Origin of the sequence: Variovorax endophyticus (assembly GCF_025376855.1) — a bacterium.
Classification (GTDB): domain Bacteria; phylum Pseudomonadota; class Gammaproteobacteria; order Burkholderiales; family Burkholderiaceae_C; genus Variovorax.
Window position 1 is genome coordinate 25,319 of sequence record NZ_JAHUTH010000018.1, and the last position, 22,797, is coordinate 48,115.

Annotated in this window: 21 protein-coding genes; 12 read left to right on the forward strand and 9 right to left on the reverse strand. The window is 70.8% G+C overall.

Translation table 11 applies throughout. The features are described from left to right. Positions 1-19: 19 nt before the first annotated feature. Together KV106_RS22600 and KV106_RS22605 are read right to left on the reverse strand one after the other, a co-directional pair. Positions 20-847 (reverse strand): siderophore-interacting protein, encoded by an 828-nt coding sequence (locus tag KV106_RS22600; protein WP_261212486.1) that lies wholly within the window; start codon positions 845-847, stop codon positions 20-22. Positions 848-860: 13 nt separating this feature from the next. Further along, entirely contained in the window at positions 861-1,436 is a 576-nt protein-coding gene (locus KV106_RS22605; RefSeq protein WP_261212488.1) for a PadR family transcriptional regulator, read from the reverse strand. Positions 1,437-1,617: 181 nt separating this feature from the next. Between KV106_RS22605 and KV106_RS22610 the strand changes: the two genes are divergently transcribed. The 6 genes from KV106_RS22610 to KV106_RS22635 all read left to right on the forward strand — a co-directional run bounded on the left by KV106_RS22610 (position 1,618) and on the right by KV106_RS22635 (position 8,360). Further along, entirely contained in the window at positions 1,618-2,079 is a 462-nt protein-coding gene (locus tag KV106_RS22610) for a Fur family transcriptional regulator (RefSeq protein ID WP_057592822.1), read from the forward strand. Between the two features lie 99 nt (positions 2,080-2,178). Then, positions 2,179-2,328 (forward strand): type B 50S ribosomal protein L36, encoded by a 150-nt coding sequence (ykgO, locus tag KV106_RS22615; protein WP_057592821.1) that lies wholly within the window; start codon positions 2,179-2,181, stop codon positions 2,326-2,328. Between the two features lie 168 nt (positions 2,329-2,496). Next, positions 2,497-3,204, forward strand: a complete 708-nt coding sequence (locus KV106_RS22620; protein WP_261212490.1) for an ABC transporter ATP-binding protein — start codon at positions 2,497-2,499, stop codon at positions 3,202-3,204. Positions 3,205-3,206: 2 nt separating this feature from the next. Continuing rightward, on the forward strand, positions 3,207-4,607 hold the full coding sequence (locus KV106_RS22625) for a DUF3526 domain-containing protein (protein ID WP_261212491.1): 1,401 nt from the start codon (positions 3,207-3,209) through the stop codon (positions 4,605-4,607). Between the two features lie 16 nt (positions 4,608-4,623). Next, positions 4,624-6,114 (forward strand): ABC transporter permease subunit, encoded by a 1,491-nt coding sequence (locus tag KV106_RS22630; RefSeq protein WP_261212492.1) that lies wholly within the window; start codon positions 4,624-4,626, stop codon positions 6,112-6,114. A 44-nt stretch (positions 6,115-6,158) separates the two neighbouring features. Further along, entirely contained in the window at positions 6,159-8,360 is a 2,202-nt protein-coding gene (locus KV106_RS22635) for a TonB-dependent receptor (RefSeq protein ID WP_261212493.1), read from the forward strand. Positions 8,361-8,384: 24 nt separating this feature from the next. Here KV106_RS22635 and KV106_RS22640 read toward each other — a convergent pair whose 3' ends face one another. From KV106_RS22640 to KV106_RS22650, 3 genes are all read right to left on the reverse strand, one after another. After that, positions 8,385-9,239: a glycosyltransferase family protein gene (locus KV106_RS22640; RefSeq protein WP_261212494.1), complete on the reverse strand. Its 855-nt coding sequence runs from the start codon at positions 9,237-9,239 to the stop codon at positions 8,385-8,387. Next, positions 9,236-9,922 (reverse strand): histidine kinase, encoded by a 687-nt coding sequence (locus KV106_RS22645; RefSeq protein WP_261212495.1) that lies wholly within the window; start codon positions 9,920-9,922, stop codon positions 9,236-9,238. The genes KV106_RS22640 and KV106_RS22645 overlap by 4 nt, the downstream gene beginning before the upstream one ends. Positions 9,923-10,196: 274 nt before the next feature. Next, positions 10,197-11,558 carry a cytochrome-c peroxidase gene (locus tag KV106_RS22650; protein ID WP_261212496.1) on the reverse strand — a complete coding sequence of 454 codons (1,362 nt, stop codon included), beginning with the start codon at positions 11,556-11,558 and terminating at the stop codon, positions 10,197-10,199. Between the two features lie 225 nt (positions 11,559-11,783). Between KV106_RS22650 and acpA the strand changes: the two genes are divergently transcribed. Further along, entirely contained in the window at positions 11,784-14,021 is a 2,238-nt protein-coding gene (gene acpA / locus KV106_RS22655; protein ID WP_261212497.1) for an acid phosphatase, read from the forward strand. A gap of 64 nt (positions 14,022-14,085) precedes the next feature. Here the strand turns inward: acpA and KV106_RS22660 are convergent, their stop codons facing one another. Then, complete coding sequence (locus KV106_RS22660) at positions 14,086-14,448, reverse strand: VOC family protein (RefSeq protein ID WP_261212498.1); 363 nt, start codon at positions 14,446-14,448, stop codon at positions 14,086-14,088. Between the two features lie 86 nt (positions 14,449-14,534). Here KV106_RS22660 and KV106_RS22665 point away from each other — a divergent pair, with 86 nt between their 5' ends. The 5 genes from KV106_RS22665 (at position 14,535) to KV106_RS22685 (ending at position 18,960) form a co-directional block, all read left to right on the forward strand. After that, the gene (locus KV106_RS22665) at positions 14,535-15,374 is read left to right on the forward strand and encodes an AraC family transcriptional regulator (protein WP_057592812.1); all 840 of its coding nucleotides are present in this window, start codon (positions 14,535-14,537) and stop codon (positions 15,372-15,374) included. Between the two features lie 89 nt (positions 15,375-15,463). Continuing rightward, positions 15,464-16,360, forward strand: a complete 897-nt coding sequence (locus KV106_RS22670) for a DMT family transporter (RefSeq protein WP_261212501.1) — start codon at positions 15,464-15,466, stop codon at positions 16,358-16,360. Positions 16,361-16,384: 24 nt separating this feature from the next. Beyond that, positions 16,385-17,110 (forward strand): alanyl-tRNA editing protein, encoded by a 726-nt coding sequence (locus tag KV106_RS22675; protein ID WP_261212502.1) that lies wholly within the window; start codon positions 16,385-16,387, stop codon positions 17,108-17,110. A gap of 7 nt (positions 17,111-17,117) precedes the next feature. Next, positions 17,118-18,254 carry an acetylornithine deacetylase gene (argE, locus tag KV106_RS22680; protein WP_261212504.1) on the forward strand — a complete coding sequence of 379 codons (1,137 nt, stop codon included), beginning with the start codon at positions 17,118-17,120 and terminating at the stop codon, positions 18,252-18,254. A 55-nt stretch (positions 18,255-18,309) separates the two neighbouring features. After that, positions 18,310-18,960 (forward strand): DNA-3-methyladenine glycosylase I, encoded by a 651-nt coding sequence (locus KV106_RS22685; RefSeq protein ID WP_261212506.1) that lies wholly within the window; start codon positions 18,310-18,312, stop codon positions 18,958-18,960. A 19-nt stretch (positions 18,961-18,979) separates the two neighbouring features. Here the strand turns inward: KV106_RS22685 and KV106_RS22690 are convergent, their stop codons facing one another. The 3 genes from KV106_RS22690 to kce all read right to left on the reverse strand — a co-directional run bounded on the left by KV106_RS22690 (position 18,980) and on the right by kce (position 22,777). Then, positions 18,980-20,755: a tannase/feruloyl esterase family alpha/beta hydrolase gene (locus tag KV106_RS22690; protein WP_261212508.1), complete on the reverse strand. Its 1,776-nt coding sequence runs from the start codon at positions 20,753-20,755 to the stop codon at positions 18,980-18,982. A gap of 137 nt (positions 20,756-20,892) precedes the next feature. After that, positions 20,893-21,795 (reverse strand): SDR family NAD(P)-dependent oxidoreductase, encoded by a 903-nt coding sequence (locus tag KV106_RS22695; protein ID WP_261212509.1) that lies wholly within the window; start codon positions 21,793-21,795, stop codon positions 20,893-20,895. Between the two features lie 40 nt (positions 21,796-21,835). Next, positions 21,836-22,777, reverse strand: coding sequence for a 3,5-dioxohexanoate:acetyl-CoA acetone transferase (gene kce, locus KV106_RS22700; RefSeq protein WP_261212511.1), 942 nt, complete (start codon positions 22,775-22,777; stop codon positions 21,836-21,838). Positions 22,778-22,797: the final 20 nt, after the last annotated feature.

Sequence of the window (22,797 nt, forward strand, 5' to 3'; positions counted from 1 at the left end):
GCACCGCGCGCGAGGCCGATCAGTCCTCGATCGCGTCGTGCGTCGCGGCCGTGCCGCGGCGCCAGTAGCCCGAGGCCCGGATCCACTTCGGATTGGCGCCGCGCTCGCCCACCAGGTGCGCGCGCACGGCCTTCGCCACGCCGGTCTCGCAGCCGACCCAGGCGTGGTAGTCGCCCTCGGGCAGCGCCTGCTTCTTGAGCGTCTCGAGCAGCATCGGGCTCAGGCCCGCCGACACGCCGCGGCGATGCACCCACACCAGCGTGAGCGCGGCCCGGGTCTCGAACGGGATCTCGTCCTCGGGGCCGTCGACCTCGGCCAGCACCACCACGCGCGCGCCCGCGGGCAGCTCGGCCAGGCGGCGCGAGATCGCGGGCAGCGCGGTGTCGTCGCCGATCAGCAGGTGCCAGTCGAACTCGGTCGGCACGATGAACGAGCCGCGCGGGCCGCCCACGCCGATACGGTCGCCGGGCTTGGCGTTCTCGGCCCATTGCGTGGCGGGGCCGGCCTCGTGCAGCGCGAAGTCGATCTCGAGCGTCTTCGCGGCCGCGTCGTGGCGGCGCGGCGTGTAGTCGCGCATGGTGGGCCGGCCCTCGGGCCAGACCGGGCCTTCGGGGCCCATGGTCGGCAGGGTCAGGCGGCCGGTGGCCGGGTCGGGGAAGAACAGCTTGGCGTGGTCGTCGAAGCCCGGGCTGTGGAAGCCCTCGAGCTCGTCGCCGGTGAGCACCACGCGCAGAAGGTGCGGCGTGACGCGCTGCACGCTCTTCACCGTGAGCTGGCGAAAGCGCAGGTCGTGGCGCACGCGGCGCGGCAGGCGGTCGGGTTGGGGGGCGGTGGAGAAGTCGGTCATGTGCGGTTGACTTTCAAAGACGTTCGATCTGTTGTGCGGCGCTGTCGAGCACCGCGGCGAATTCGTGGGCTTGTTGTTCGGTGAGGGGCGTGCCCGAGAGGCGCAGGCGCATCGCGAGCTTGAGGTTCTCGATGGCGCGCGTGACCTGCGGCGGCCGGCCGCCGCGCGCGCCGGCGCCGTCGACGCCGCCGTTGAGGCGTTCCATCATCGATTCGGCGGTCTCGCGGTTGGCCGCCAGGTACTCGCGCCCGCTGTCGGTGAGGGTGTAGCGCTTGCGGCCGCCGCCCTCGGCGCCGCTCTCGACGCTGAGGTGGCCCAGCTCCTCGAGCAGCGTCAGCGTGGGATAGACCACGCCGGGGCTCGGCGCATAGCTGCCGCCCAGGCGTTCCTCGATCAGCTTGATGAGCTCGTAGCCGTGCGAGGGCTTGTCGGCGATGAGCTGCAGCAGCACGAAGCGCAGGCCGCCATGGCCGAACACCCGGCCGCCGCCGAAGCCGTGGCGCCCGCCGCGGCCCCGCCCGCCCGAGAGGCCGTCCTCGTGCTCGCCGCGCGGGGTGCGGTGGCAATGGTCGAAGTGGAAATGGCGCATGGGAGCCTCTCTTTCTGAATCGATATCTGTTTGTGTCTAAATTATTTTAGATATATCTAAATCAACGCGTCAAGAGGGGCGGAAGGCAAGACCGGGGCGCCGTCGGGGCCAATTTAGATAGCCCCCGATGCGGTCCCCGGGCGCCGCGAGGCGTTTTCCGACGCGCCGTACCATCGAGGCCATGGAACGTCTTACCCGCCAGCGCGCCGCCGTGTTCTCGGCCTTCAGCGATGCCAGCCGCGTGCTCACCGCCCCTGAAATCCATGCGCATGCGCGCGAGCTCGTGCCCGAGATCAGCCTGTCGACCGTCTACCGCCAGGTGTCGGCGCTGCTCGCGGACGGCGAGATCGCCAAGGTCGAGCTGCCCGGCGAGCCCGCGCGCTACGAGGTCGCGTGCCGGGAGGAACACGCGCACGGCGACCACGCCCACGAACACGAGAAGGGGCAGGGCCGCGCGGGCGACCACCACCATCACTACTTCCATTGCCTGTCGTGCGGCCAGGTGTTCCTGCTGCACGCCTGCCCGGGCCCGATGGACGACCTCGCGCCGCCGGGCTTCCAGGTCGCGAGCCACGAGGTGACCCTGCACGGCAGCTGCGCGGCCTGCGTGGCGAAGGCGGCGCCGGCCGGCCGATCGCACTGAACAGGGCGCCCGCGCGGGTGCTCATTCTTCTTTACAAAGTTATTGCGAATGAATTCCCAATAACTTAGACTGCGGCTTTCCATCCAACGGCGCGACGCCATGCAAGTCCTGTCCTCCCTCAAAGAAGCCAAGAAGCGGCACCGCGATTGCCAGGTGGTCACCCGGCGCGGACGCACCTACGTGATCTGCAAGTCCAACCCGCGCTTCAAGGCGCGGCAGGGCGGTGCGAAGAACAAGCGCGCCCGCTGATCGCCTGAAGCCACGGCACCGGCCGCGCCGGCGCCCCGCCAACTCCCTTTTCCCTCGAACGCCACGGCATGCACCCGCATGCGCGTGAGCCTGCGCGCGTCCACCGCGGATGCATGCGGGCGTGCGCACGCCGTTTTCCCGCTCCTTCTCTTCGACCGGACCCCTCCCATGCTCAAAGCACAGGGCCTCACCAAGCAATACGGCAGCCATGTCGCGCTCGACCGCCTCGACCTCGACATCCGCGCGGGCGACATCTACTGCCTGCTCGGCGCCAACGGCGCGGGCAAGACCACCACCATCAACCTGTTCCTCCACTTCATCGCGCCCAGCGCGGGCACGGTGGAGATCAACGGCGTCGACGTCACGCGCCATCCGCTCGCGACCAAGCAGGACGTGGCGTACATCCCCGAGCACGTCACGCTCTACGGCACGCTCTCGGGACTGGAGAACCTGCGCTTCTTCGCCGGCCTCGCGCTGGGCCGCGCGCTGCCGCGCGAACGGCTGCTCGAGCTCATGACGGCGGTGGGCCTCGACCACGCGGCGGCCGACAAGCGCGTGTCGGCCTATTCCAAGGGCATGCGGCAGAAGGTCTGGATCGCCGTCGCGCTGGCCAAGGAGGCCAAGGCGCTGCTGCTCGACGAGCCCACCTCGGGCCTCGATCCGCATGCGGCCAGCGAGTTCTCCGCGCTGCTGCGGCGCGCCGCCGACCAGGGCGTGGCCGTGCTGACCACCACGCACGACCTGTTCCATGCGCAGCAGACCGCCACGCGCGTCGGCATCATGAAGAGCGGCCGCCTCGTCGACAGCCTCGAGGGCGCGCAGCAGATCGCGCGCATCGACCTGCAGTCGCTGTACCTGCAGCACATGAGGGCCTGAGCATGTGGCGCTGGATCGCGAACCGCGAATTCACCGAACGGCTGCGCGACGGCCGCCTGGCGTGGGCCGGCGGCCTGGTGCTGGTGCTGCTGTTCACCGCGCTCGGCGTGGGCTGGGCGCACCAGCGCGAGGCGCGCGCCGAGCAGCAGGCCGCGCAGGCGCTCGACTACCGCGACTGGCTGGCGCAGGACCGGCGCCATCCGCACGACGCCGCGCACCAGGGCATGCATGCCTTCAAGCCCGAGGCGCCGCTGGCCATGGTCGACGCGGGCATCAACCCCTACATCGGCAGCACCGTGTGGCTGCAGGCGCACCGCCAGAGCGAGGTCAAGTTCAATCCCGCGCAGGACGCCACCGGCCTGCAGCGCTTCGGCAACCTCTCGGTCGGCTGGATCCTGCAGGTGCTCGGGCCGCTGCTGGTGATCGTGCTGGGCTTCAACGCCTTCGCGGGCGAGCGCGAGCAGGGCATCCTGCGCCAGACCCTGAGCCTGGGCGTCTCGCCGCTCAGGCTGCTGGCGGGCAAGGCGCTCGCGCTCGCGGCCTCGCTCGCGGTGCTGCTGGTGCCGGCCGCCCTGGTCGCCGCGCTCGCGGTGGGCCTGGGCGCCGCGCCCGGCGAGCGCGCCGATGCGCTGCTGCGCCTTTCGGCCTGGAGCCTGGGCTATGCGGTCTACCTCGGCGCCTTCGTGTTCGTGGTGCTCGGCGTGTCGGCGCTGTGCGCCACCTCGCGCGCGGCCATCACCGTGCTGCTCGCGCTGTGGGTGGCGCAGGCCGTGATGGCGCCGCGCGTGCTGTCCGAGGCCGCGCGCGCGGCCTATCCGAGCCCGACCCGGCTCGAGTTCAACCAGGCGCTGCAGGCCGAGCTCAAGCAGGTCTCCGACCGCACCTGGCTGCAGGCCTTCGGCACCACCGAGCGCTGGGGCCGCGACGTGCCACTCAGCCAGTGGGGCATCGCGCTGCGGCTCGACGACCAGGCCTCCTACCCCGTCTACGACCGCCACTACGGCCGCCTCTGGGACACCTGGGAGCGCCAGCAGCGGCTGCAGGAATGGAGCGGCCTGCTGCTGCCGCTGCTCGCGATGCGCAGCTACTCGATGGGCATGGCCGGCACCGACTTCGCGCACCACCGCAGCTTCACCACCGCGGCCGAGCTGCATCGGCGGCGGCTGCAGGACCTGATGAGCGAGGACCTGGTCGCGCATGCCGATCCGCTCGGCGACCGCCACTTCGCCTACCAGTCGGGCCCCGAGCTGTGGGCCAAGGTGCCACCGTTCGTGCACCAGCCGCCGCGCGTGGGCTGGGCGCTGCGCCACCAGCTGCGCAGCCTGGCCGTGCTGTGCGCCGGCCTGCTGCTGGCCGCGGCCTTCGCGGCCGTCGCGGTGCGCCGCCAGCGCGCGCTGGCCTGAACCGAGGAAAGCCTTCATGTCCGTCTCCATCGCCCCACCGCCCCAGGGCTTCCGGCTGCGTGCCGTCATGCGCCAGGAGCTGCGCCTGCTGCTGGCCGACCGCAGCGTCTGGGCCGTGGCCCTGCTGTTCCTGCTGCTGGTCGGCTACGCGCTCGGCAACGGCCTCGCGCAGACCGCGCAGCGCGACCGCGCGCAGGCCGCCGTGGCCCAGGCCGACCGCGACACCCGCGCGGCGCAGCGCGCGCAGCTCGAGGCCATCCTCGCTGGCCGGGCCCAGCCCACGCCGTTCGAGAACCCGGCCGATCCCTCGCGCATGGCCAGCAGCTACGGCGCGCAGCACGCGATCCTGCCGAGCGCGCCGCTCGGGCCGGTCGCGCTCGGGCGCAGCGACCTGTTCCCGAGCCAGTTCCGCGTCACGCACCAGAGCCGCGTGGCCTTCATGAACCCGAGCGACATCGAGAACCCCTGGTACCTGTTGAGCGGCCAGTTCGACCTGGCCTTCGTGCTGGTCTACCTGCTGCCGCTCCTGATCTTCGTGCTCGGCTACAACCTGCTGTCGGCCGAGCGCGAGAACGGCACCCTGCGCCTGCTGCTCTCGCAACCGCTGCGCTTGCGCACGCTGCTGGCCGGCAAGCTCGCGGTGCGCGCGGCCGCGCTGCTGGTGCCGGCGGTGCTGCTGCCCGTGGGCGTGCTGCTGCTGGCGCGGCAGGCGGGCTTCGCGCCCTCCGCGCCGGGCGCGGGCACGGTCACCTTCTGGTGGGCGCTGCTGGTGGGCGCCTATGCGCTGTTCTGGTTCGCGCTGGTGGTGGCGGTCAATGCCTTCGGCGCGCCCTCGGCGACCAATGCGATGGTGTTGATGATCGCGTGGGTGCTGCTGGTGCTGGTGGCGCCGGTGCTGCTCAACCTCGCGGTCACGCAGGCCAGCCCCGCGCCCTCGCGCACCGAGCTCGCGACCCAGACGCGCACGCTCACGGCCGCGGCGATGAAGCGCCATGCCGAGCTGCTGAGCACCGACTACAAGCACGTCGGCCAGGGCGCGCTGCTGCTGCCGCGCGACGGCAAGATCGAGATCAGCGCGCGCGGCCTCGCCAACTACCGCATCGAGCGCGAGATCGACGAGGCGATCGCGCCCGAGCTCGAGCGCTTCGAGCGCCAGCACGCGGGCCAACAGCGGCTGCTCGAGCGCTTCGGCGCGCTGTCGCCCGCGGCCGTGGCCTACGAGGGCATGACCGGGCTGGCGGGCACCGGCGCGCGGCGCCATGCGCAGTTCGTGGCGCAGACGGTGGGCTTCCACCTGGCGTGGAAGCACTTCTTCTTTCCGCGCATCGAGGAACGCAGCGCACTGATGCCGGCCGACTTCGACCGTATCCCCGCTTTTGCATGGCGCGAGGAGTCGCCGCGCGCGCTGCGCGACCGCGCGCTCGCGGCCGTGCTGCAACTGCTGCTGCCGAGCCTGCTGCTGTTCGGCCTCGCGGGCTGGCGGCTGCGCCGCTTCTCGGTGGCCTGAGCGCCCACATCCAAAGAACGATCGATCTCCGGAGGGAATTTCAGATGAAACACACGATGTCGGGCGTGGCCGCGGCCATCGCCGCGTTGTCCATGGCGGGCGCGCAGGCACAGGAACAACCGGCGCAGCAGGTGCAGCAGGCATTGGGCGCGATCACCGTCGAGGGCAACCGCGACGCCGAGGGCCTGCACCTCGAGGGCAGCAGCGGCACCGCCTCGCGCCTGGGCCTCACGGTGCGCGAGACGCCGGCCTCGGTCGAGGTGCTGTCGCAGGAGCTGATCCAGCAGCGCGGCGCGCGCACCTTCAGCGAGGCGCTGCGCGGCGTCACCGGCCTCGCGGGCGGCGGGCCGCCGTCGTCGCCCACCACGCTGTCGACGCGCGGCTTCACCAGCCTGCTCTATCTCTACGACGGCGTGCGCACCTCGGGCGCGGGCGTCACCAACCGCGTGCAGGACACCTGGAACTACGACCGCATCGAGGTGCTCAAGGGCCCGGCCTCGGTGCTCGACGGCGAGGGCGCGATCGGCGGTGTCGTCAACTTCGTGACCAAACGGCCCGACCGCAACAACCCGAACCGCGAGCTCGCGGTCGGCTACGGCAGCTTCGGCGCCACGCGGCTGGGCGTGGGCTTCGGCGGGCCGGTCGGGGAGTCGGGCGCCTACCGTCTCGACTACAGCCACAACGACAGCCGCGCCGGCAACGTGCCGGGCAGCGGCGAGCGCATGGACCACTTCACCAGCGGTCTGGCCTTCGACCTCGGCGGCTCGGTCAAGCTCGACCTGAGCTTCGACTACCTGAAGGACGACAACAAGGCCTACTGGGGCACGCCGCTGGTACCGGCCTGGTTCGCGACCGAGCCCACGGGCGTGGTGCGCACGCCCGACGGCCGCGTGATCGACCGGCGCATCGCGCGCATCAACTACAACGTGCTCGACAACGAGAACACATCGGAAACCTACTGGCTCAGCGCGCGCCTGAGCGGCCGCCTCGGCGACAACTGGTCGTGGCGCAACACGGTGGCGGCCAACAAGTCGCAGCGCCTGTTCCGCAACTCCGAGAGCGCCGTGTTCGTCGCGCCCGCAAGCATCGCGCGCGACCAGACCCGGATCACGCACGACCAGGACTTCTGGCTCGAGCGCTTCGATGCCACCCACCACGGCAGCTTCGGCGGCATGGACAACCGCTTCGTGGTCGGCGGCGAACTCAGCGGCACCCGCTTCGACAGCCAGCGCCGCTTCTCCGACGGCCAAGCCTCGACCGCCGCCGCGCTGCGCGTGCCGGCGCTCGCGCCCTTCACGGGCTTCTACAGCGACGATCCGCGCCTGAGCGCCACCGGCGCGGGCAACCGCACCGACACCACCTCGCGCGTCGACGTGAGTTCGGTGTTCGTCGAGGATGCGCTCAAGCCGCTGCCCGGCCTCACGCTGGTGGGCGGCTGGCGCCACGACCGCACCAAGGTGCGGCGCGGCATCGCCGACCTCAACACCGGCGGCTACAGCCGCTTCGACACCAGCTACCGCACCGACTCGGGCCGGCTCGGCGCGGTCTACGACCTGTCGCCGCAATCCAGCGTCTACGCGCAGTACACCAACGCCACCGTGCCCGTGGGTTCCTTCTTCCTGCTGTCGCAGTCGAACGCCAGCTTCCCGATGTCGCGCGGCAAGCAGGCCGAGATCGGCTTCAAGCAGAGCCTGCCCGAGGCCCGGCTCGAGTGGACCGCCGCGCTCTACAAGATCGAGCTCGACAACGTGCTCTCGCGCGATCCCAACAAGCCCGGCGACACCGTCAACAACGGCCGCCAGTCCTCGCGCGGCGTCGAGCTCTCGGCCGTGTGGCGGCCCACGCGCCAGCTCACGCTGGCGGGCAACCTCGCCGCGCTCGACGCGCGCTTCGACACCCTGGTGGAGGCCGGCGGCGTCTCGCGCGTGGGCAACACCCCGCCCAACGTGCCGCGCCGCGTGGCCAACCTGTTCGCCACCTGGCGGCCCGACGACTCGAACTTCGAGTGGTTCCTCTCGCTCAACCATGCCGGTCCCATCTTCACCGACACCGCCAACCAGATCCGCATCGACGGCTACACCACCGTCGACGCGGCCGTCAGCTATCGCATGAAGCCCGCGCTGCTGACCTTCCGCGTGCGCAACCTCACCGACCGGCTCTACGCCACCTGGGGCGGGCGCGCGGTGAGTCAGGTGCTGCTGGCGCCGGGGCGCAGCTTCGAGGTGTCGGCGCGCTTCGACTTCTAGGGCCTTGAATAGTGTTAACAGGCCCTAGCCCAGGCCAGCGAAGCCGCCCGGCATCCGGCCGATCGCGGCGCGCAGGGCGTCGGCCTGCCGCCGCGATTGCATTAGCGCCAGCCCGTTGGCGCCGAGCGCGCGCCGCCGCGCATCGTCGCGCAGCAGCGCGAGGCAGGTGGGCACGATGCCTTCGTACGAGGTGAAGGCCACGGCGCCCTCGTACGCGCGTTCCGCCTCGGGATCGTCGCCCGTCTCCGACACCACGCAGCAGCCGTTGGCCAGCAGGTAGGACACGCGCACCACCTCGAACAGCCGGCCCTCGTCGTAGTGCAGGTTCAGCACAATGCGGCTGCGCGCGATGTAGTCGTCGCGCGCGGCGCCGTAGACGCCGAACAGCGCGACCACGCGCAGCCCCGCGTCCTCGAGGGCCAGCAGCGCCGCGCGCCGCCGGTCGTTGACCGAGCCGTAGAACAGCACGTCGATGTCCCGCGTCTCGCGCGGCACGATGCGCCGCAGCGCCTCGGCATGGCCCACCTCGCACAGCGTGGCCGCGATGCCCATCGAACGCAGCAGCGCCACGTTGCGCGCGCTGTAGTCCCACACCGGTCGCCGGCGCAGCAGGTCGAGGTAGCGCTCGGACCACCAGGGCGAGCCGGGCGAGAGCTGCTCGAGGTTGAACAGGATCGCGCGGCGCGGTGGGCGATCGGAGAGAGCGGGCAGCAGGTTCGCGCCGAGCACGATCGTCTCGCCCGCGGGGCGGCGGTGCACGATCGGCGCGGCCACGCCGAGTTCGCGCAGGCCTTCGCTCAGCGCGAGCGCGAACTCCTCGAAGGCGCCGCTGTGGACATAGCCCGGCGGCGTGACGATCCAGATGCTGGCGCCGCTCATCCCGCGCCGGCGAAGCGTCCTTCGACCGACCATCCGTGCGGCGGGCCGGATGCCAGGCGCAGCTCGCCCCCGTGCGCATGCGCGATGGCACGCAGCAGCGCCTGGCGGTGCGCGCGCGCCAGTCGCTGGCCTGGCGTGTCGGCGGCCTCGTGCGCCTTCGGGTCGCCCGCATGCACGGCGATGCGAAAGCGCGGGCCGTCGATCTCGCTGATCACGATGCAACGCGACGCGGCGCGCGGCGCGAGCTCCTCCAGCGCGAGACGCACGAACTGCGCGACGCGCACCGGATCGCCGAGGCAGTCCCCATGGCCGAGGCGGTCGTGCTCGACCCCGCCGGGCTGCGCCGAATGCCGCGCCTCGAGCGCCTGCCGGACCACGTGATGCAGCGGGAAGCGCTTCGCGACCGTGGCGATGGTCCGCCCGGCCGCGAGCCGGCAGAAGTCCGCGAGCTCCTCGGCCTGCTCGTGGGCGCGCACGGCGGCGCTGTCGATGTGCTCGAGCACCGCGTCGGGCTCGCTCAGGTCGCCGCGCCGCGCGAGCAGGTCCACGCCGAGGCGGATCGCGGACAGCGAGTTGCGCACGCCATGCATGGCGGCGTCCATGAGGCTGTCCATCGACGGAGCCGACGGCCGGCCGCCGGGGCCGAGGGTGGTGGCGCTCCAGGTGGACAGCGCCCAGTTCACGGCAAAGGGGCGCCGGCTGCCGGTGGACGCTGCGGAGGCAACGAGCGGGGAAACAGGCGGAGCACGGGGCGATGGCGGCTGCGCATCGCCGTTCGGAAGAAGGTCGGGCATGTCGTCACGCAAGGGCGCCGTCGGGAGGAATCCGGGCGGCCGGCCTGGCGCGCTCGCGATGTCGGCGCGCATGCGGCGGGCGATCCGACTGAGGAATGATGCGCTGCCGCATGGCGGCCCGTTGTCGGGCGAAGCGGCAGCGCGTGTAGGCGGATGCCGACGTTCAGGGCCTGCGCGCGGCCGTGCGCAGCGCACCGGGAGCGGGCGCGTCGTGCTGGTCGGCGTCGGTCAGCGTGCGCAGGAAGGTCGCCACGTCGCGGATCTCGGCCTCGCTCAGCGCGGGCTTGCCGCCGGGCTTCTGGCCGAAGGGCGGGTCGGTGTTGATGTTGGCGTGGTACTGCGCGGGCAGGTCGTCGAAGGGGTGCACCTGGCCGTCCTTGCCGCGCGCGTACCAGCGCTGCGGCGCCGTGTCGCGCTGCGCATAGAAGCGGATCACTTCCTCGAGCGAATGGAACACGCCGTTGTGGAAGAAGCTCTGGCGCACCGCCACGTTGCGCAGCGAGGGCGTGCGGAACAGGCCGCAGTACTCGGGGTGGTCTTTCATGTCGGTGCGGATCGGGCCGCACACGCCCATGTCGTGGTAGTCGGGGTCGGCATTGGCCGCGAGCCTGCGGTTGCGCGGCACGCCCAGCGCGATCTGGCCGAAGTCGCTGAACAGCGGGAAGGCGCCGTCGGGCGTGCGCTCGCTGATGTGGCAGGAGGCGCAGTTGCCCTTGTCCTCGGCGTTGAAGAGGGCGAGGCCGCGCATCTCGGCGGGGCTGAGCGCCGCCTTGCCGCGCAGCGCGGCGTCGTACTTGCTGCTGAAGGGATAGAAGTCCGCCGGCGATTGCTGGAAGGCCTCGAGCGCGAGGCCGGCCGCGCGAAACGCCATCTTCGGATCCGCGAACACCTCGTCGCCGAAGGCCGCGCGCATGTCGCCAGCATAGGCCGTGCGTTCGAGCTTGCGCACCACGTCCTCGACCGAGGCGTTGGCCATCTCGGCCGGCGACAGCAGCGGCAGCGCGGCCTGCTCGTGGGCCGAGCCAGCGCGGCCGTCCCACATGCGCCCGCCGGTGGGGCCGGCATCGACGCTGTCGTCGCCGTCGTTGTCGTGATGGTGCTCGGTGAAGGCGGTCAGCGTCTGCAGGTAGCGCAGCGAAGGCACCGCGCGCGGACCCTCGGTGCGGCCGTCGGGGCCGGCCAGTTGCACCGACAGCGCGTTCGGCGGTCCCCAGGCGTGCTTCGGGTCGTGGCAGCTCGCGCACGAGGCCTTGCCCGAAGCCGAGAGGCTGCCGTCGAAGAAGATGCGCCGGCCCAGTTCGCCGAGCTGCGCCGGCGTGGGCTGCTTGCGGCCCGGCAGCACGGCGTAGGGCGCGTCGAGGTAGGCCGGGTGCGCGGGCTCGGTGGAGGCCGTGGGCGTCGGTGCGGTTTCGGCGGGCGTTGGTGCCGGTGCGCTCTCCGAGGGCGCGCGCTCGCAGCCGCCGAGCAGCGCGACGAGCAGGGCGGCCGCGGCCAGCAGGGCCGCACGGCGAGGAAGACGGGGCATCGGGAACACGTGGAACGGAGCAGGAGGCGCGTGCAGGGCAGGGCCGCAGGCGAGGCTAGGAGCGACGCATGTCAGAACCGTGACATGCCGGCCGGAGATTTCTTAGCCCTGAATTAGGAGGGCAATTGAAAGCTTTAGCTGCAACGCCGCTGTCATCTGCCCCCGGGAGCATCGCCCGGCCGGGCTTCCGCCCCGGTTCATCCACACCTCATAACAGCACACATGATGACCGCCTCCACTCGCAGCAGCGGTGCGTTCGCCTCGGCGCGCACCTTCGTCAGCCACTTCAAACCCTGGCCCACGGCCATCGCGGCGGCGGCGCTGGTCGTTGCCTGCGGCGGCGGGTCGGACGGCGGTGGCTTCCTGCCCTTCTTCGGCGGCGCCACCACCGCGGGCGTGGTCACGGGCAGCTACTACCGCAACGCCAAGGTCTGCATCGACGCCAACAACAACGGCCGCTGCGACGCGGGCGAAGCCAGCGCCACCACCGATGCCAACGGCGCCTTCACGCTCGCGGGGCAGGGCGCCGTGGTGGCCGAGATCGGCACCGGCAGCAAGCGCTTCGATCCCGACACCGGCGTCGAGAGCGCCGTGACCCGGGCGCTGGTGTTCCGCGCGCCGGCCGGCGCCAATGGCGTGGTCAATGCGATCAGCACCGAGCTCGCCGCGCTGATGGATGCCAACGGTGGCAACCTCGCCGCCGCGCGCACCGCGCTGGCCACGCGCCTGGGCGTGAGCGAGAGCCAGCTGCTGGCCGACCACAACAAGGTCGGCGACGCCAAGGTCAAGACCGCGCTGCAGACCGAGATCGACCAGTCGATCGAGCGCATCGCAGAGGCCGTGGCCGAGGCCGGCAGCGGCGGTGACCTCGTCGCGGCACTGCGCAACCGCTTCGCGCTCGACGACATCACCAACGTGGTCGTGATCTATGCCGAGAACCGCGGCTTCGACAACCTCTATGGCCTGTTCCCGGGCGCCAACGGCATTCCGGGCGTGAACCCGACGTCGTCGACCGGCACGGCCGAGCCGCAGAAGGACTTCGATGGGGCGACGCTGCCGAACCTGCCGCCGGTGTGGGGCGGCGTGACCGCGACCGGGCAGGAGTCCAAGTACACGGTCACGCAGCAGCAGTCGATGGGCATGCCCAACCGGATGTTCCAGATCGATGCGGAAAGCGGCTTCTACAACACGGGCACGCAGATTCCGCAGAGCGTCATCACGCGCGACCTCGTGCACCGCTTCTACAACAACCAGATGCAGATCAACGGCGGCAAGAACGACAAGTTCGCCGCCTATTCGGATGCCGGCGGTCTCAGCATGGGCTACTACGACGGCAGGAAGATGCAGCTCTGGGACCTGGCCAAGCAGTACACGCTGGCCGACAACTTCTTCATGGGCGCCTTCGGCGGTTCGTTCCTGAACCACCAGTACCTGGTTTGCGCCTGCGCGCCGCTGTATCCGAACGCCGATGACCCGGCTTCGCCGGGCAATGGTTCGATTTCCGCAGTCGACACCGACGCCAACGGAAACTTCGTGCGGCTCACGCCCGCGGCCAACAGCCCGGCCTCGGTGCTCAGCGGAGCGCCCGTCTACCTGAAGGACAGCACGCTGACGCCGAAGGACGCCGCCGGCAACTTCTACGCGGTCAACACCATGCAGCCGCCCTACCAGCCTAGCGGCAACGCGCAGGCCAAGGATGCTTCCGACCGGCACTACGCCGATCCCAAGGCCGCGACCACCCTGCCGCCGCAGACGCAGGCCACCATCGGCGACCTGCTCACGGCCAAGGGCCTGAGCTGGGCCTGGTACAGCGGTTCGTGGAACAGCACCAGCGCCCTCGCCGAGGGCGATCGCAGCTTCCCGAAGGCGCCGGTGCCGCCGACCCCGCCGGCCGTGGTGCCGAACTTCCAGTTCCACCACCAGCCCTTCAACTACTACGCCGCCTTCGACCCGGTGCAGCATCCCGATGCTCGTGCCGCCCACCTCAAGGACTTCGACGCCGACTTCCTGAAGGACGCCGCCAACGGCACGCTGCCGGCCGTGAGCTTCTACAAGCCGCAGGGCAACCTGAACCAGCACGCCGGCTATGCCAGCGTGGCCGACGGCGACGCCCACATCGCCGACGTGATCGCCAAGCTCAAGGCCAGCCCGCAGTGGAAGCACATGCTGGTGGTCGTGACCTACGACGAGAACGGCGGCTTCTACGACCATGCGCGCGTGCCCAAGGCCGACCGCTGGGGCCCGGGCACCCGCATCCCCGCGCTCATCGTGTCGGACTTCGCGAAGAAGGGCTTCGTCGACAAGACGCAGTACGACACGGCTTCGACCCTGCGCTTCATCACGCACCGCTGGTCGCTGCCGGTGCTGCCGGGGCTGGTCGAGCGCGACAAGGCGCTGGTGAAGAACGGCCTGCCGGCGATGGGCGACCTGACGAGCGCGCTGGACTTCTCGAAGAAGTCCTGAGCGGCGCGAGACGGCGCGCCATCGCGTCGTCCGGCTTGAAGCCTCGAGCCGGTGGATCGGGGTTTCAGCCGGCCACCGGCACGTCGGCCACCATCAGCAGGTTGCCATCGGGGTCCTCGAAGTGCACGAACACGCCGTCGGCGATCTGCTCGTGCGCTGCCCCGATGCGCGCGAGAAAGTCTCGCGCCGCGACGATGTCGCGCGTCGCGAAGTGGAACAGCGGCTTGCGGTCGTTCGGGCCCGCGTAGTCCTTGCTGTCGAGCACCAGGCCGCTTCCTCCGTTCATCGGCAGCACGTAGATGTGGCCGAACAGCACCTCGCCATCGGGCTGCAGGCCCAGCAGCCGGCAGTACCAGTCGCGCGCGGCGTGGATGTCGCTGACGGGGATGAAGACGGCGCCGATGCGGGGAGCGATGGGGGAGAGCATCGCCCGATGCTAGAAGACCGGGCTGAGGAGATGCTGAAGGGCGGCGTATCGACTTTCTTCGCCGGAGGTGATCGAATCCCACGCAGATGGCCAAGCTCGATCCCCTGAACACCTCGCGCTACTGGCATGCCCCCGATCTGCCGGGCATGGACCTGCTGCACGCGGACTTCAGGACCCACGAGTACGCGCCGCATGTGCACTACTCCTTCGTGATCGCCGTCACCGAGGCCGGCGGCTCGGAGTTCACGAGCCGCGGCCGCACCGGCATCGCGCAGCCGCGCTCGCTGCTGGTCTTCAATCCGGCCGAGCCGCATTCGGGGCGCATGGCCGGCAGCGAGCGCTGGCGCTATCGCTCCTTCTATCTGGCCGATGCGGGTATCCGTCACCTGATGACATCGCTGGGGCAGGTCCAGGCCCGTTATTTCGCGTCGAACGCCATCGACGACCCGCAGCTCGTCGACAGCTTCCTCGCGCTGCACCAGGCCTTCGACGGCGACCTTCGGTCCGTCGATTCGCTGCGCCGGCAGGAACTGTTCGTGCAGAGCTTCGGAACGCTGTTCGAGCGCCATGCCCAGGCGGGGCGGCGCGCGTTGCCGGCGCCCGCAGGCGCGCGCGTGCTCGCGCCAGTGCTGGAGCTGCTGCACGACGCCTATGCGGAGAACCTGAACCTCGAGCGGATGGCCGCCGTTGCCGACCTCACGCCGTTCCAGCTGATCGGCGCCTTCAACCGCACCATCGGTCTCACGCCCCATGCCTACCTCACGCAGCTGCGGATCCGGGCCGCCATCCACCACCTCGCGGCGGGCCGGCCGCTGACCGACGCGGCGGTCGCGAGCGGCTTCTACGACCAGAGCGCGCTCACGCGGCACTTCAAGCGCACCTTCGGCATGACGCCGCTGCAGTACGTGCGCGCCCGCAAGGGCTGAGCGCTTCCCGCAATTTTCGCCAATACGCCGGCGCGTTCGCCGGCCAGGATGCGTGCCACGGCTTCGGCTTTTTCGCCACCGTACGCACCATGACCACGACCCTCGCGCTTCCCGCCGCCGCCCGCGGCCAGTTCCTCTCTTTCGCCGCGCTGCTGCTCGGCGCGGCCGCGCTGGCGCTGGGCGGCGTGTTCCTGCGCCACAGCGAGCTGCAGCCCACGGCCAGCGCGGTCTATCGCGTGGCGCTCGCGATTCCGGTCTTCTTCCTGCTCGACGCACTGGCCGCGCGCGCCGAACCCGCGCCCCGGGCCGCACCGGCGTTTCCGGTCAAGCTGGTGCTGGTCGGCTTCATCTTCTCGGGCAACCTCGCGCTCTACCACTGGTCGATGACCCTGACCACGCTGGCCAATGCCAACCTGCTCGCGAACCTGGCGCCGATCTTCGTGGTGCTCGGGGCGCGGCTCTTCCTCGGCAAGAAATTCAAGCGCGGCTTCCTCGCCGGCATGCTGTGCGCGCTGGCCGGCGCCTTTCTCCTGATCGGCCACCGGCTCGACTTCGGCTCGGGCCGCATGGCGGGCAACCTGCTGGGCCTGCTGTCGGCCGTGTTCTACGGCAGCTACCTGCTCGCGGTCAGCCTCGTGCGCTCCAACTACCGCACCATGAGCGTGATGGCCTGGAGCAGCCTCGGCACGCTGGTCGTGCTGCTGCCGGTCGCGCTGCTGCGCGGCGAATCGCTGGTGCCCCACACGATGCACGGCGTGCTGATGCTGCTCGCGCTGGCGCTGGTGTCGCACGTGGGCGGGCAGGGCCTGATTGCCTACGCGCTGGCCAAGCTGCCGGCTGCGCTGTCCTCGATCACGCTGCTGGTGCAGCCCGTGATCGCGACGGTGCTCGGTGGCTGGCTGTTCCACGAGTACCTGAGCCTCACCGAATTCGCGGGCGGCGCGATCATCCTGATCGGCATCGTGACCGCGCGGCGATTTTCCTAGTCCCTCTGTCGAACCGAAGATCCGATGTCACCCTATCTCTGCCACCTCGAACCCGATTGCCTGCGCTTCGAAGCCGGCGTCATCGCGCGTCGTCCCGACGCCGTGCTGCTCGACCGCTCGTATTTCTATCCCGGCGGTGGCGGCCAGTTGAGCGACCGCGGCATGCTGCAGTGGAAGGGGCGCGCGTTGCGCGTCGACCGCATCGAGACCGAAGGCGCCAATGCCTGGCATTGCCTGGCCGAAGGCGAGGTCGCGCCCGGATCCGGCGAGCGCGTCGTCGCGGACGTCGACCCCGACTTCCGTTTCCTCATGAGCCAGTTGCACACGGGCCTGCACATTCTCAACGCGCTGGTCTATCAGCGCTTCGAGGGCTCGCTGGTGACCGGCGTGCAGATGGCCGCCGACGGCACGGCGCGCATCGACTTCGACCTGCCCGCGGCCGACAACAACGCGTTGCGCGCGCTCGAACCCGAGCTCAACACGCTGATCGGCGACGGCCTGCCGGTCAACGTGCTGTACCTCGACGCGGCCGCACTCGCACGCGAGCCCGGCCTGCTGCGCAGCCGCTCAGTCGCGCCGCCGCGCCAGGACGACGGCATGACGCGCATCGTCGAGATCGCGGGCCTCGACCGGCAGGCCTGCGGTGGCACGCACCTGACGAAGACCTCGCAGTCGGCGCCGCTGCGCATCCTCAAGATCGAGAACAAGGGGCAGCACAATCGCCGCATCCGCATCGGCCTGGCCGCATAGGGCCGGCATGACCACGGTCGAGATCCTGCGCGCGCTGGTCGCCTTCGACACCACCTCGCAGCGCTCCAACCTCGACCTGATCGACTGGGTGGCCGACTACCTCGCGGCGCACGGCGCGGATGTGCACCTCGTGCGCAGCGACGACGGGTGCAAGGCCAACCTGCTCGCGCGCATCGGCCCCGATGCGGCGGGCGGCATGGTGCTCTCGGGGCACAGCGACGTGGTGCCGGTGGCGGGGCAGTCGTGGCGCTCCGAGCCCTTCGCGCTGGTCGAACGCGAGGGCCGCTTCCATGGCCGTGGCGCGGCGGACATGAAGGGCTTCATCGCGGCCTGCCTGTCGGCCGTGCCCGCATGGCAACGCGGCAGGCTGCAGCGCCCGATCCATCTCGCGTTCTCGTACGACGAGGAGATCGGTTGCCTCGGCGTGCCGCGCCTCGTCGACAGCCTCGAGGCGCGCGTGCAGGCGCCCGCGCTCGCGATCGTCGGAGAGCCCACCGGCATGCGCATCGGCGTGCGGCACCGCGGCTTCTTCGGCCATCGCGCGCTGTTCAGCGGGCTGGCCGCGCATTCGAGCGATCCCTCGCTCGGCGCCAGCGCGATCGAACCCGCGGCGCATCTGGTCACGCGCCTCGCGCGGCTGCGCCGCAGCCTCGATCGGCAAGGGCAGGTGGCCACGCTCAATGTCGGCCGCATCGACGGCGGCAGCGCGATCAACATCGTGCCCGGTTGCTGCGAGGTGCTGTGGGAATTCCGCCCCGAGGACGAAGCCGCGGCCGAGCGCGTGCGCGCCGCGGTGCGCCGCATCCTCGCGGCCCTGCCCGCGGGCGTGAAGGTCGAGGCCGAGCAGGTCGCGGGCGTGCCCGCGCTGTCGGCCCGGGGCAGCGAGCCGGCGGTCGCGATCGCGCGCGCGCTCGGCGCGCTGTGGCCCGAGGCCGAATTGCCCTTCGGCACCGAGGCGGGCTTCTTCCAGCAGGCCGGCATCCCGACGGTGGTGTGCGGGCCGGGCTTCATCGCGCAGGCGCATCAGCCCGACGAGTGGATCGCGGCGGATCAGTTGCGCGCGGCCGATGGCTTCATGGCCTCGGTGGGGGCGTGGGCGATGCGCGATGTGGCCGAGCGGTTGCGCGGGAGCCGGCGCGAATAGAAAGACCGGAACCGGCGAGGCACGCGCGAGCGCACTTCGCGACAATGCCACCCCCATGGACCTTGCACCCGATGCCTCTCCCGCCGACGACGACGGCCTGATCCAGTCCGCCGACGGCCGGCGCCACTGCGCCTGGCACCCGCAGATGCCCGACTACCACGCCAACGAGTGGGGCCGCCCGGCGGGCGACGACCGCGCGCTGTTCGAGAAGATCTGCCTCGAGGGCTTCCAGTCGGGCATGGCCTGGATCACCATCCTGCGCAAGCGCGAGGCCTTCCGCGCGGCCTTCGCCAACTTCGAGATCGACAAGGTGGCGGCCTTCGGCGAGAAGGACATCGAGCGGCTGATGGCCGATGCCGGCATCGTGCGCAACCGCGCGAAGATCGTCTCGGCGATCAACAACGCGAAGCGCGCGCAGGAATTGGTCGCCGAGGCCGGCTCGCTGGGCGCCTGGTTCTGGCGCTTCGAGCCCGGGCCGAAGGACCGGCCGGCCGTGGTCGATATCGCCTACTACCGCGCCAACCCGACCACGTCGGCTTCGCAGCGCATGTCGAAGGAATTGAAGCAGCGCGGCTGGACCTATGTCGGTCCGACCACGCTCTATGCGCTCATGCAGGCGATGGGGCTGGTCAACGACCACATCGAGGGCTGTACCTGCCGCGCGGCGGTGGAGGCGGCGCGCGAGCGCTTCGTGCGCCCGCGCTGAGCCGCCGCCTGTCAGCGCCTCAATTCACGCACTGGAACGACCCCGCCAGATTGACGTCCCCCGACCCCTTGTACTGCGGCCACTTCGGGTAGTCGCACAGCGGTCGCGTGCGCCCCGGCACGCCGGCGGTGTCGGTCGTGACCTGGTTGCTCGGCGCGGTGCCCTTCTCGACCCAGCCCTCGAGCGCGGTCAGCGAGTCCCAGGTGGCGTTGAACACGCTGCTGACCGCATGGCCCAGGCCCGCGACCTCGTAGTAGCGCACGAAGCCGTCGACCTCCGACGGGCTCCAGCGCGACTGCAGGCGTTGGTAGTACTGCTCGGTGGCGCGCGTGCTCACGAGCACGTCGGCCAGGCCGTGGGCGAGCAGCAGCTTGCCGCCGCGCGCCTTGAAGGCCGAGATGTCGGTGCTGGCGTCGAGCTGGGTGCTCAGCGCGCTGATGCGGCTGGCCCACGGGCCCGGGTCCTCGGGGTCGAGCGAGAGCGAGTCGAAACTCGCGTCGCGCGTCACCGAGTACTTGATCCACTGGTCGGTCAGCACGCTGATGTAGGGCGCGTTGGCCGGCATCGGGCGCGTGGGCTGCGCGCCGCCGAAGGCCAGGAAGGTCACGGTGGGCTCGAGCGGCGAGGTCCAGGTGCTGATGCCGGGATCGGCGCCCCAGATGTTGTAGCCCGGGTACTGGGTCTCGCCGCTGGCCAGCGCGAAACGGAAGTTGGTCGCGGTGTTGATGCTCTTCATGGCCGCGATCTGCGCATCCGACAGGCAGCTGTTGCCGGTGTCGGCGCCGCCCGCGCAGCGCACGGGCGCGCCCTTGAGCATGGCGGTGGCCGGATCGAAGCGCGCGTTGCACAGCGTCTGGTTGCTGATCAAGCCGTCGGCCACGCCGTCGAGCGCGTCGCAGGTCTCCATGGCGGCGTTGTAGAGCAGCTCGCGCTTGGCGGCATTGGGGTACGCGCCGGGCTGCGCCAGCGCGCGGCTCATGCGGTGGCCGCCGAGCAGCGCGGCGGCGTCGTTCCAGGCCGGGTACCAGGCGATGGCGCCGTCCCAATCGGCGGGCCAGCGCTGGATGGCGGTGACGGCCTCGCGCCCGCCGGTGGAGCCACCCGCGAAGTACGACCTGGCGGGGCTGGCCGCGTAGCGCGCCTGGACGATCGCGAGCGCCGCGTCGTGCGTCTTCTTGAGCGCATCGCCGCCGAAGTTGCGCACGGCCTCGTCGTTGAGGCCGAAGCGGCCGTCCTGCGAGCCGAGCGCATTGGCCTGGTGGCCCGAGTCGCTCGCGAAGGTGGCATAGCCGCGGGCCAGCGGCACGGGCTGGTCGACCGGGCCGTTGGGCACGTTGCCCTTGACGCTGGGGATGGTGCCGTTGAAGCCGCCGCCGCCGAACATCACGACCTTGCGGTTCCAGCTCGTGGGCAAAGCCAAGGTGAAGCGGATGTCGGGCGCGCTGGCGTCGACCGGCGAGATCTTGCCCGACACCTCGCAGTACTCGGGCAGCGCGGCCACGCCGGTGCCGGCGGCCGGCACGGTCTTGGTGGCCGTGACGGTGGCGCCCGAGGTCGGCAGGCCGATTGCCGCGGCCGGCACGCTCAAGCCCGGCAACTGCTCGCAGCTCAGCGCGGCGCTCGATGGTGGCGGAGCGGGCGGTGGCGGTGGCGGTGGCGGGGAGGGCGGCTGGCTGCCCGAGATGGGCAGCAGAAAGCCGTTGCCGCCACCGCCTCCGCCGCAGCCTACGAGCGTGGCGCTGACGGCGATGCAGGCGGCGACGGCCAGGACGATGTCGCGATGGCTGGATGTCATGGGTCTCCGATGTCGTTGGTGTTGGGACGCGGCACAGTCTCGCGCGCGCGGGTCCCGAATCCAATGTGCGGGCCGGACACAGCAGGCCGCGTTCCTGTGTGCGCGGCCCATGCCGCGTAAACCCTGAGCAGGCGCCCTCAGTGCGGCAGCGGCACCTCGAAGCCGGCCTTCGAGAGCTCCCACTGGTACTGCTCGAAGCCCGTGCCCGGCACGCGCTCGTCGGCGCGGTCGCGGATCTCGTCCATGCGCGCGGCGACCTCGGCCGCGGTGTAGTCGCTGCCGTCGATGAAGATGCCGCGCGTCATCGTGAGGTTGGCGCTCTCGAAGCTGCCCGCGCCCGCGAGCAGGATGGTGCGCGTGGGCGCGTCCTCGCCCACCAGCGCGACCAGCCCGGGGCTCACGTAGTCGGGCTGCAGCCGTGCCAGCGCCTCGGGCGGCAGCACGCCCTCGGTCATGGCGGTGGCGGCGGTGGGCGCGAGGCAGTTCACGCGGATGTCCTGCCGCTCGCCCTCGAGCGCGAGGGTCTGCATCAGGCCGACCAGCGCCATCTTGGCGGCGCTGTAGTTCGACTGGCCGAAGTTGCCGTACAGGCCCGAGGAGGAGGTGGTCATCACGATGCGGCCGTAGCGCTGTGCGCGCATCGTTTCCCACACGGCCTTCACGGCATGCACGCTGCCCATCAGGTGCACGTCCATCACGCGGCGAAAGTCCTCGAGCGTCATCTTCGAGAAGCTCCTGTCGCGCAGCACGCCGGCGTTGTTGACGAGGATGTCGATGCGGCCCCATTCGGCCACGGCGCGCGCGGCCATCGCTTCCATGGCCGCGAAGTCGGTGACGTCGCCGCCGTCCGCGATGGCGCTGCCGCCCGCGCGCACGATCTCGTCGGCCACGGCGCGGCCCGGCGATCCTTCGTGCGCGCCGGCCACGTCGTTGACCACCACGCGCGCGCCATTGCGCGCGAGCGCCAGCGCATGGGCGCGGCCCAGGCCGCTGCCCGCGCCGGTGACGATGGCCACGCGGCCGTCCAGTGTCTTGTTCATTGCTGTTCCCGATGAATGAAGAAAAAAAGGGGAGCGGGGCTCAGAACGCGACCGCGTCCTTGCCCTTGAGGCCCAGCATCGCGCGCGCCTCGTCGGGGCTCGCGATCTCGAGCGAGAGCTCCTCGAGGATCCGGCGGATCTTGCGCACCTGCTCGGCGCAGGACTTCGCGAGCTGGCCCCGGGCGAGGTAGAGGCTGTCCTCCAGGCCCACGCGCACGTTGCCGCCCATCACCGCGCCCATGGTGAGCAGCGGCATCTGGTGCCGGCCCGCGCCGAGGATCGAGAAGCGGTAGCCGTCGCGGCCGAACAGGCGGTCGGCGGTGGCGCGCATGGTCACGAGGTTCTCGGGATCGGGCCCGAGGCCGCCGAGGATGCCGTAGATGCTCTGGATGAACAGCGGACCCTTGACGAGGCCCTCGTCGACGAAGTGCGCGAGGTTGTAGAGATGGCCGACGTCGTAGCACTCGAACTCGAAGCGCGTGCCGCAGTCCTCGCCGAGCACCTGCAGGATGTGCTTGATGTCGCGGAAGGTGTTGCGAAAGATCAGGTCCTCCATGCCCTCGACATAGGGCTGCTCCCAGTCGTGCTTCCATTCGGCGATGCGCCGCGCCGCCGTGTGGATCGAGAAGTTCATCGAGCCCATGTTGAGCGAGCACATCTCGGGCTTGGCCTGCAGCGGATAGGCCAGCCGCTCCGCGAGCGTCATGCGCGTGCTGCCGCCGGTGGTGATGTTGATGACCGCATCGGTGGCGGCCTTGATGCGCGGCACGAACTGGTCGAAGACCTTCGGGTCGGCCGAAGGCCGGCCATCGACCGGATCGCGCGCATGCAGGTGGAGGATCGCCGCGCCGGCCTCGGCCGCCGCTATCGCCTGCTCGGCGATCTGGTCGGGCGTGAGCGGCAGGTGCTCGGACATGCTCGGCGTATGGACCGAGCCGGTGACCGCGCAGGAGATGATGACCTTGTCTTGGGTGCTTGCCATGGGATGTGTGGAAAGGATGA

Coding starts and splice junctions, on each gene's coding strand:
- KV106_RS22650 (WP_261212496.1), bottom strand. CDS start 11,558: ATGCCCCGTCTTCCTCGCCGTGCGGCCCTGCTGGCCGCGGCCGCCCTG.
- KV106_RS22600 (WP_261212486.1), bottom strand. CDS start 847: ATGACCGACTTCTCCACCGCCCCCCAACCCGACCGCCTGCCGCGCCGC.
- ykgO (WP_057592821.1), top strand. CDS start 2,179: ATGCAAGTCCTGTCCTCCCTCAAAGAAGCCAAGAAGCGGCACCGCGAT.
- KV106_RS22685 (WP_261212506.1), top strand. CDS start 18,310: ATGGACCTTGCACCCGATGCCTCTCCCGCCGACGACGACGGCCTGATC.
- KV106_RS22630 (WP_261212492.1), top strand. CDS start 4,624: ATGTCCGTCTCCATCGCCCCACCGCCCCAGGGCTTCCGGCTGCGTGCC.
- KV106_RS22620 (WP_261212490.1), top strand. CDS start 2,497: ATGCTCAAAGCACAGGGCCTCACCAAGCAATACGGCAGCCATGTCGCG.
- KV106_RS22610 (WP_057592822.1), top strand. CDS start 1,618: ATGGAACGTCTTACCCGCCAGCGCGCCGCCGTGTTCTCGGCCTTCAGC.
- kce (WP_261212511.1), bottom strand. CDS start 22,777: ATGGCAAGCACCCAAGACAAGGTCATCATCTCCTGCGCGGTCACCGGC.
- KV106_RS22635 (WP_261212493.1), top strand. CDS start 6,159: ATGAAACACACGATGTCGGGCGTGGCCGCGGCCATCGCCGCGTTGTCC.
- KV106_RS22670 (WP_261212501.1), top strand. CDS start 15,464: ATGACCACGACCCTCGCGCTTCCCGCCGCCGCCCGCGGCCAGTTCCTC.
- KV106_RS22605 (WP_261212488.1), bottom strand. CDS start 1,436: ATGCGCCATTTCCACTTCGACCATTGCCACCGCACCCCGCGCGGCGAG.
- KV106_RS22640 (WP_261212494.1), bottom strand. CDS start 9,239: ATGAGCGGCGCCAGCATCTGGATCGTCACGCCGCCGGGCTATGTCCAC.
- KV106_RS22690 (WP_261212508.1), bottom strand. CDS start 20,755: ATGACATCCAGCCATCGCGACATCGTCCTGGCCGTCGCCGCCTGCATC.
- KV106_RS22665 (WP_057592812.1), top strand. CDS start 14,535: ATGGCCAAGCTCGATCCCCTGAACACCTCGCGCTACTGGCATGCCCCC.
- acpA (WP_261212497.1), top strand. CDS start 11,784: ATGACCGCCTCCACTCGCAGCAGCGGTGCGTTCGCCTCGGCGCGCACC.
- KV106_RS22695 (WP_261212509.1), bottom strand. CDS start 21,795: ATGAACAAGACACTGGACGGCCGCGTGGCCATCGTCACCGGCGCGGGC.
- KV106_RS22625 (WP_261212491.1), top strand. CDS start 3,207: ATGTGGCGCTGGATCGCGAACCGCGAATTCACCGAACGGCTGCGCGAC.
- argE (WP_261212504.1), top strand. CDS start 17,118: ATGACCACGGTCGAGATCCTGCGCGCGCTGGTCGCCTTCGACACCACC.
- KV106_RS22660 (WP_261212498.1), bottom strand. CDS start 14,448: ATGCTCTCCCCCATCGCTCCCCGCATCGGCGCCGTCTTCATCCCCGTC.
- KV106_RS22675 (WP_261212502.1), top strand. CDS start 16,385: ATGTCACCCTATCTCTGCCACCTCGAACCCGATTGCCTGCGCTTCGAA.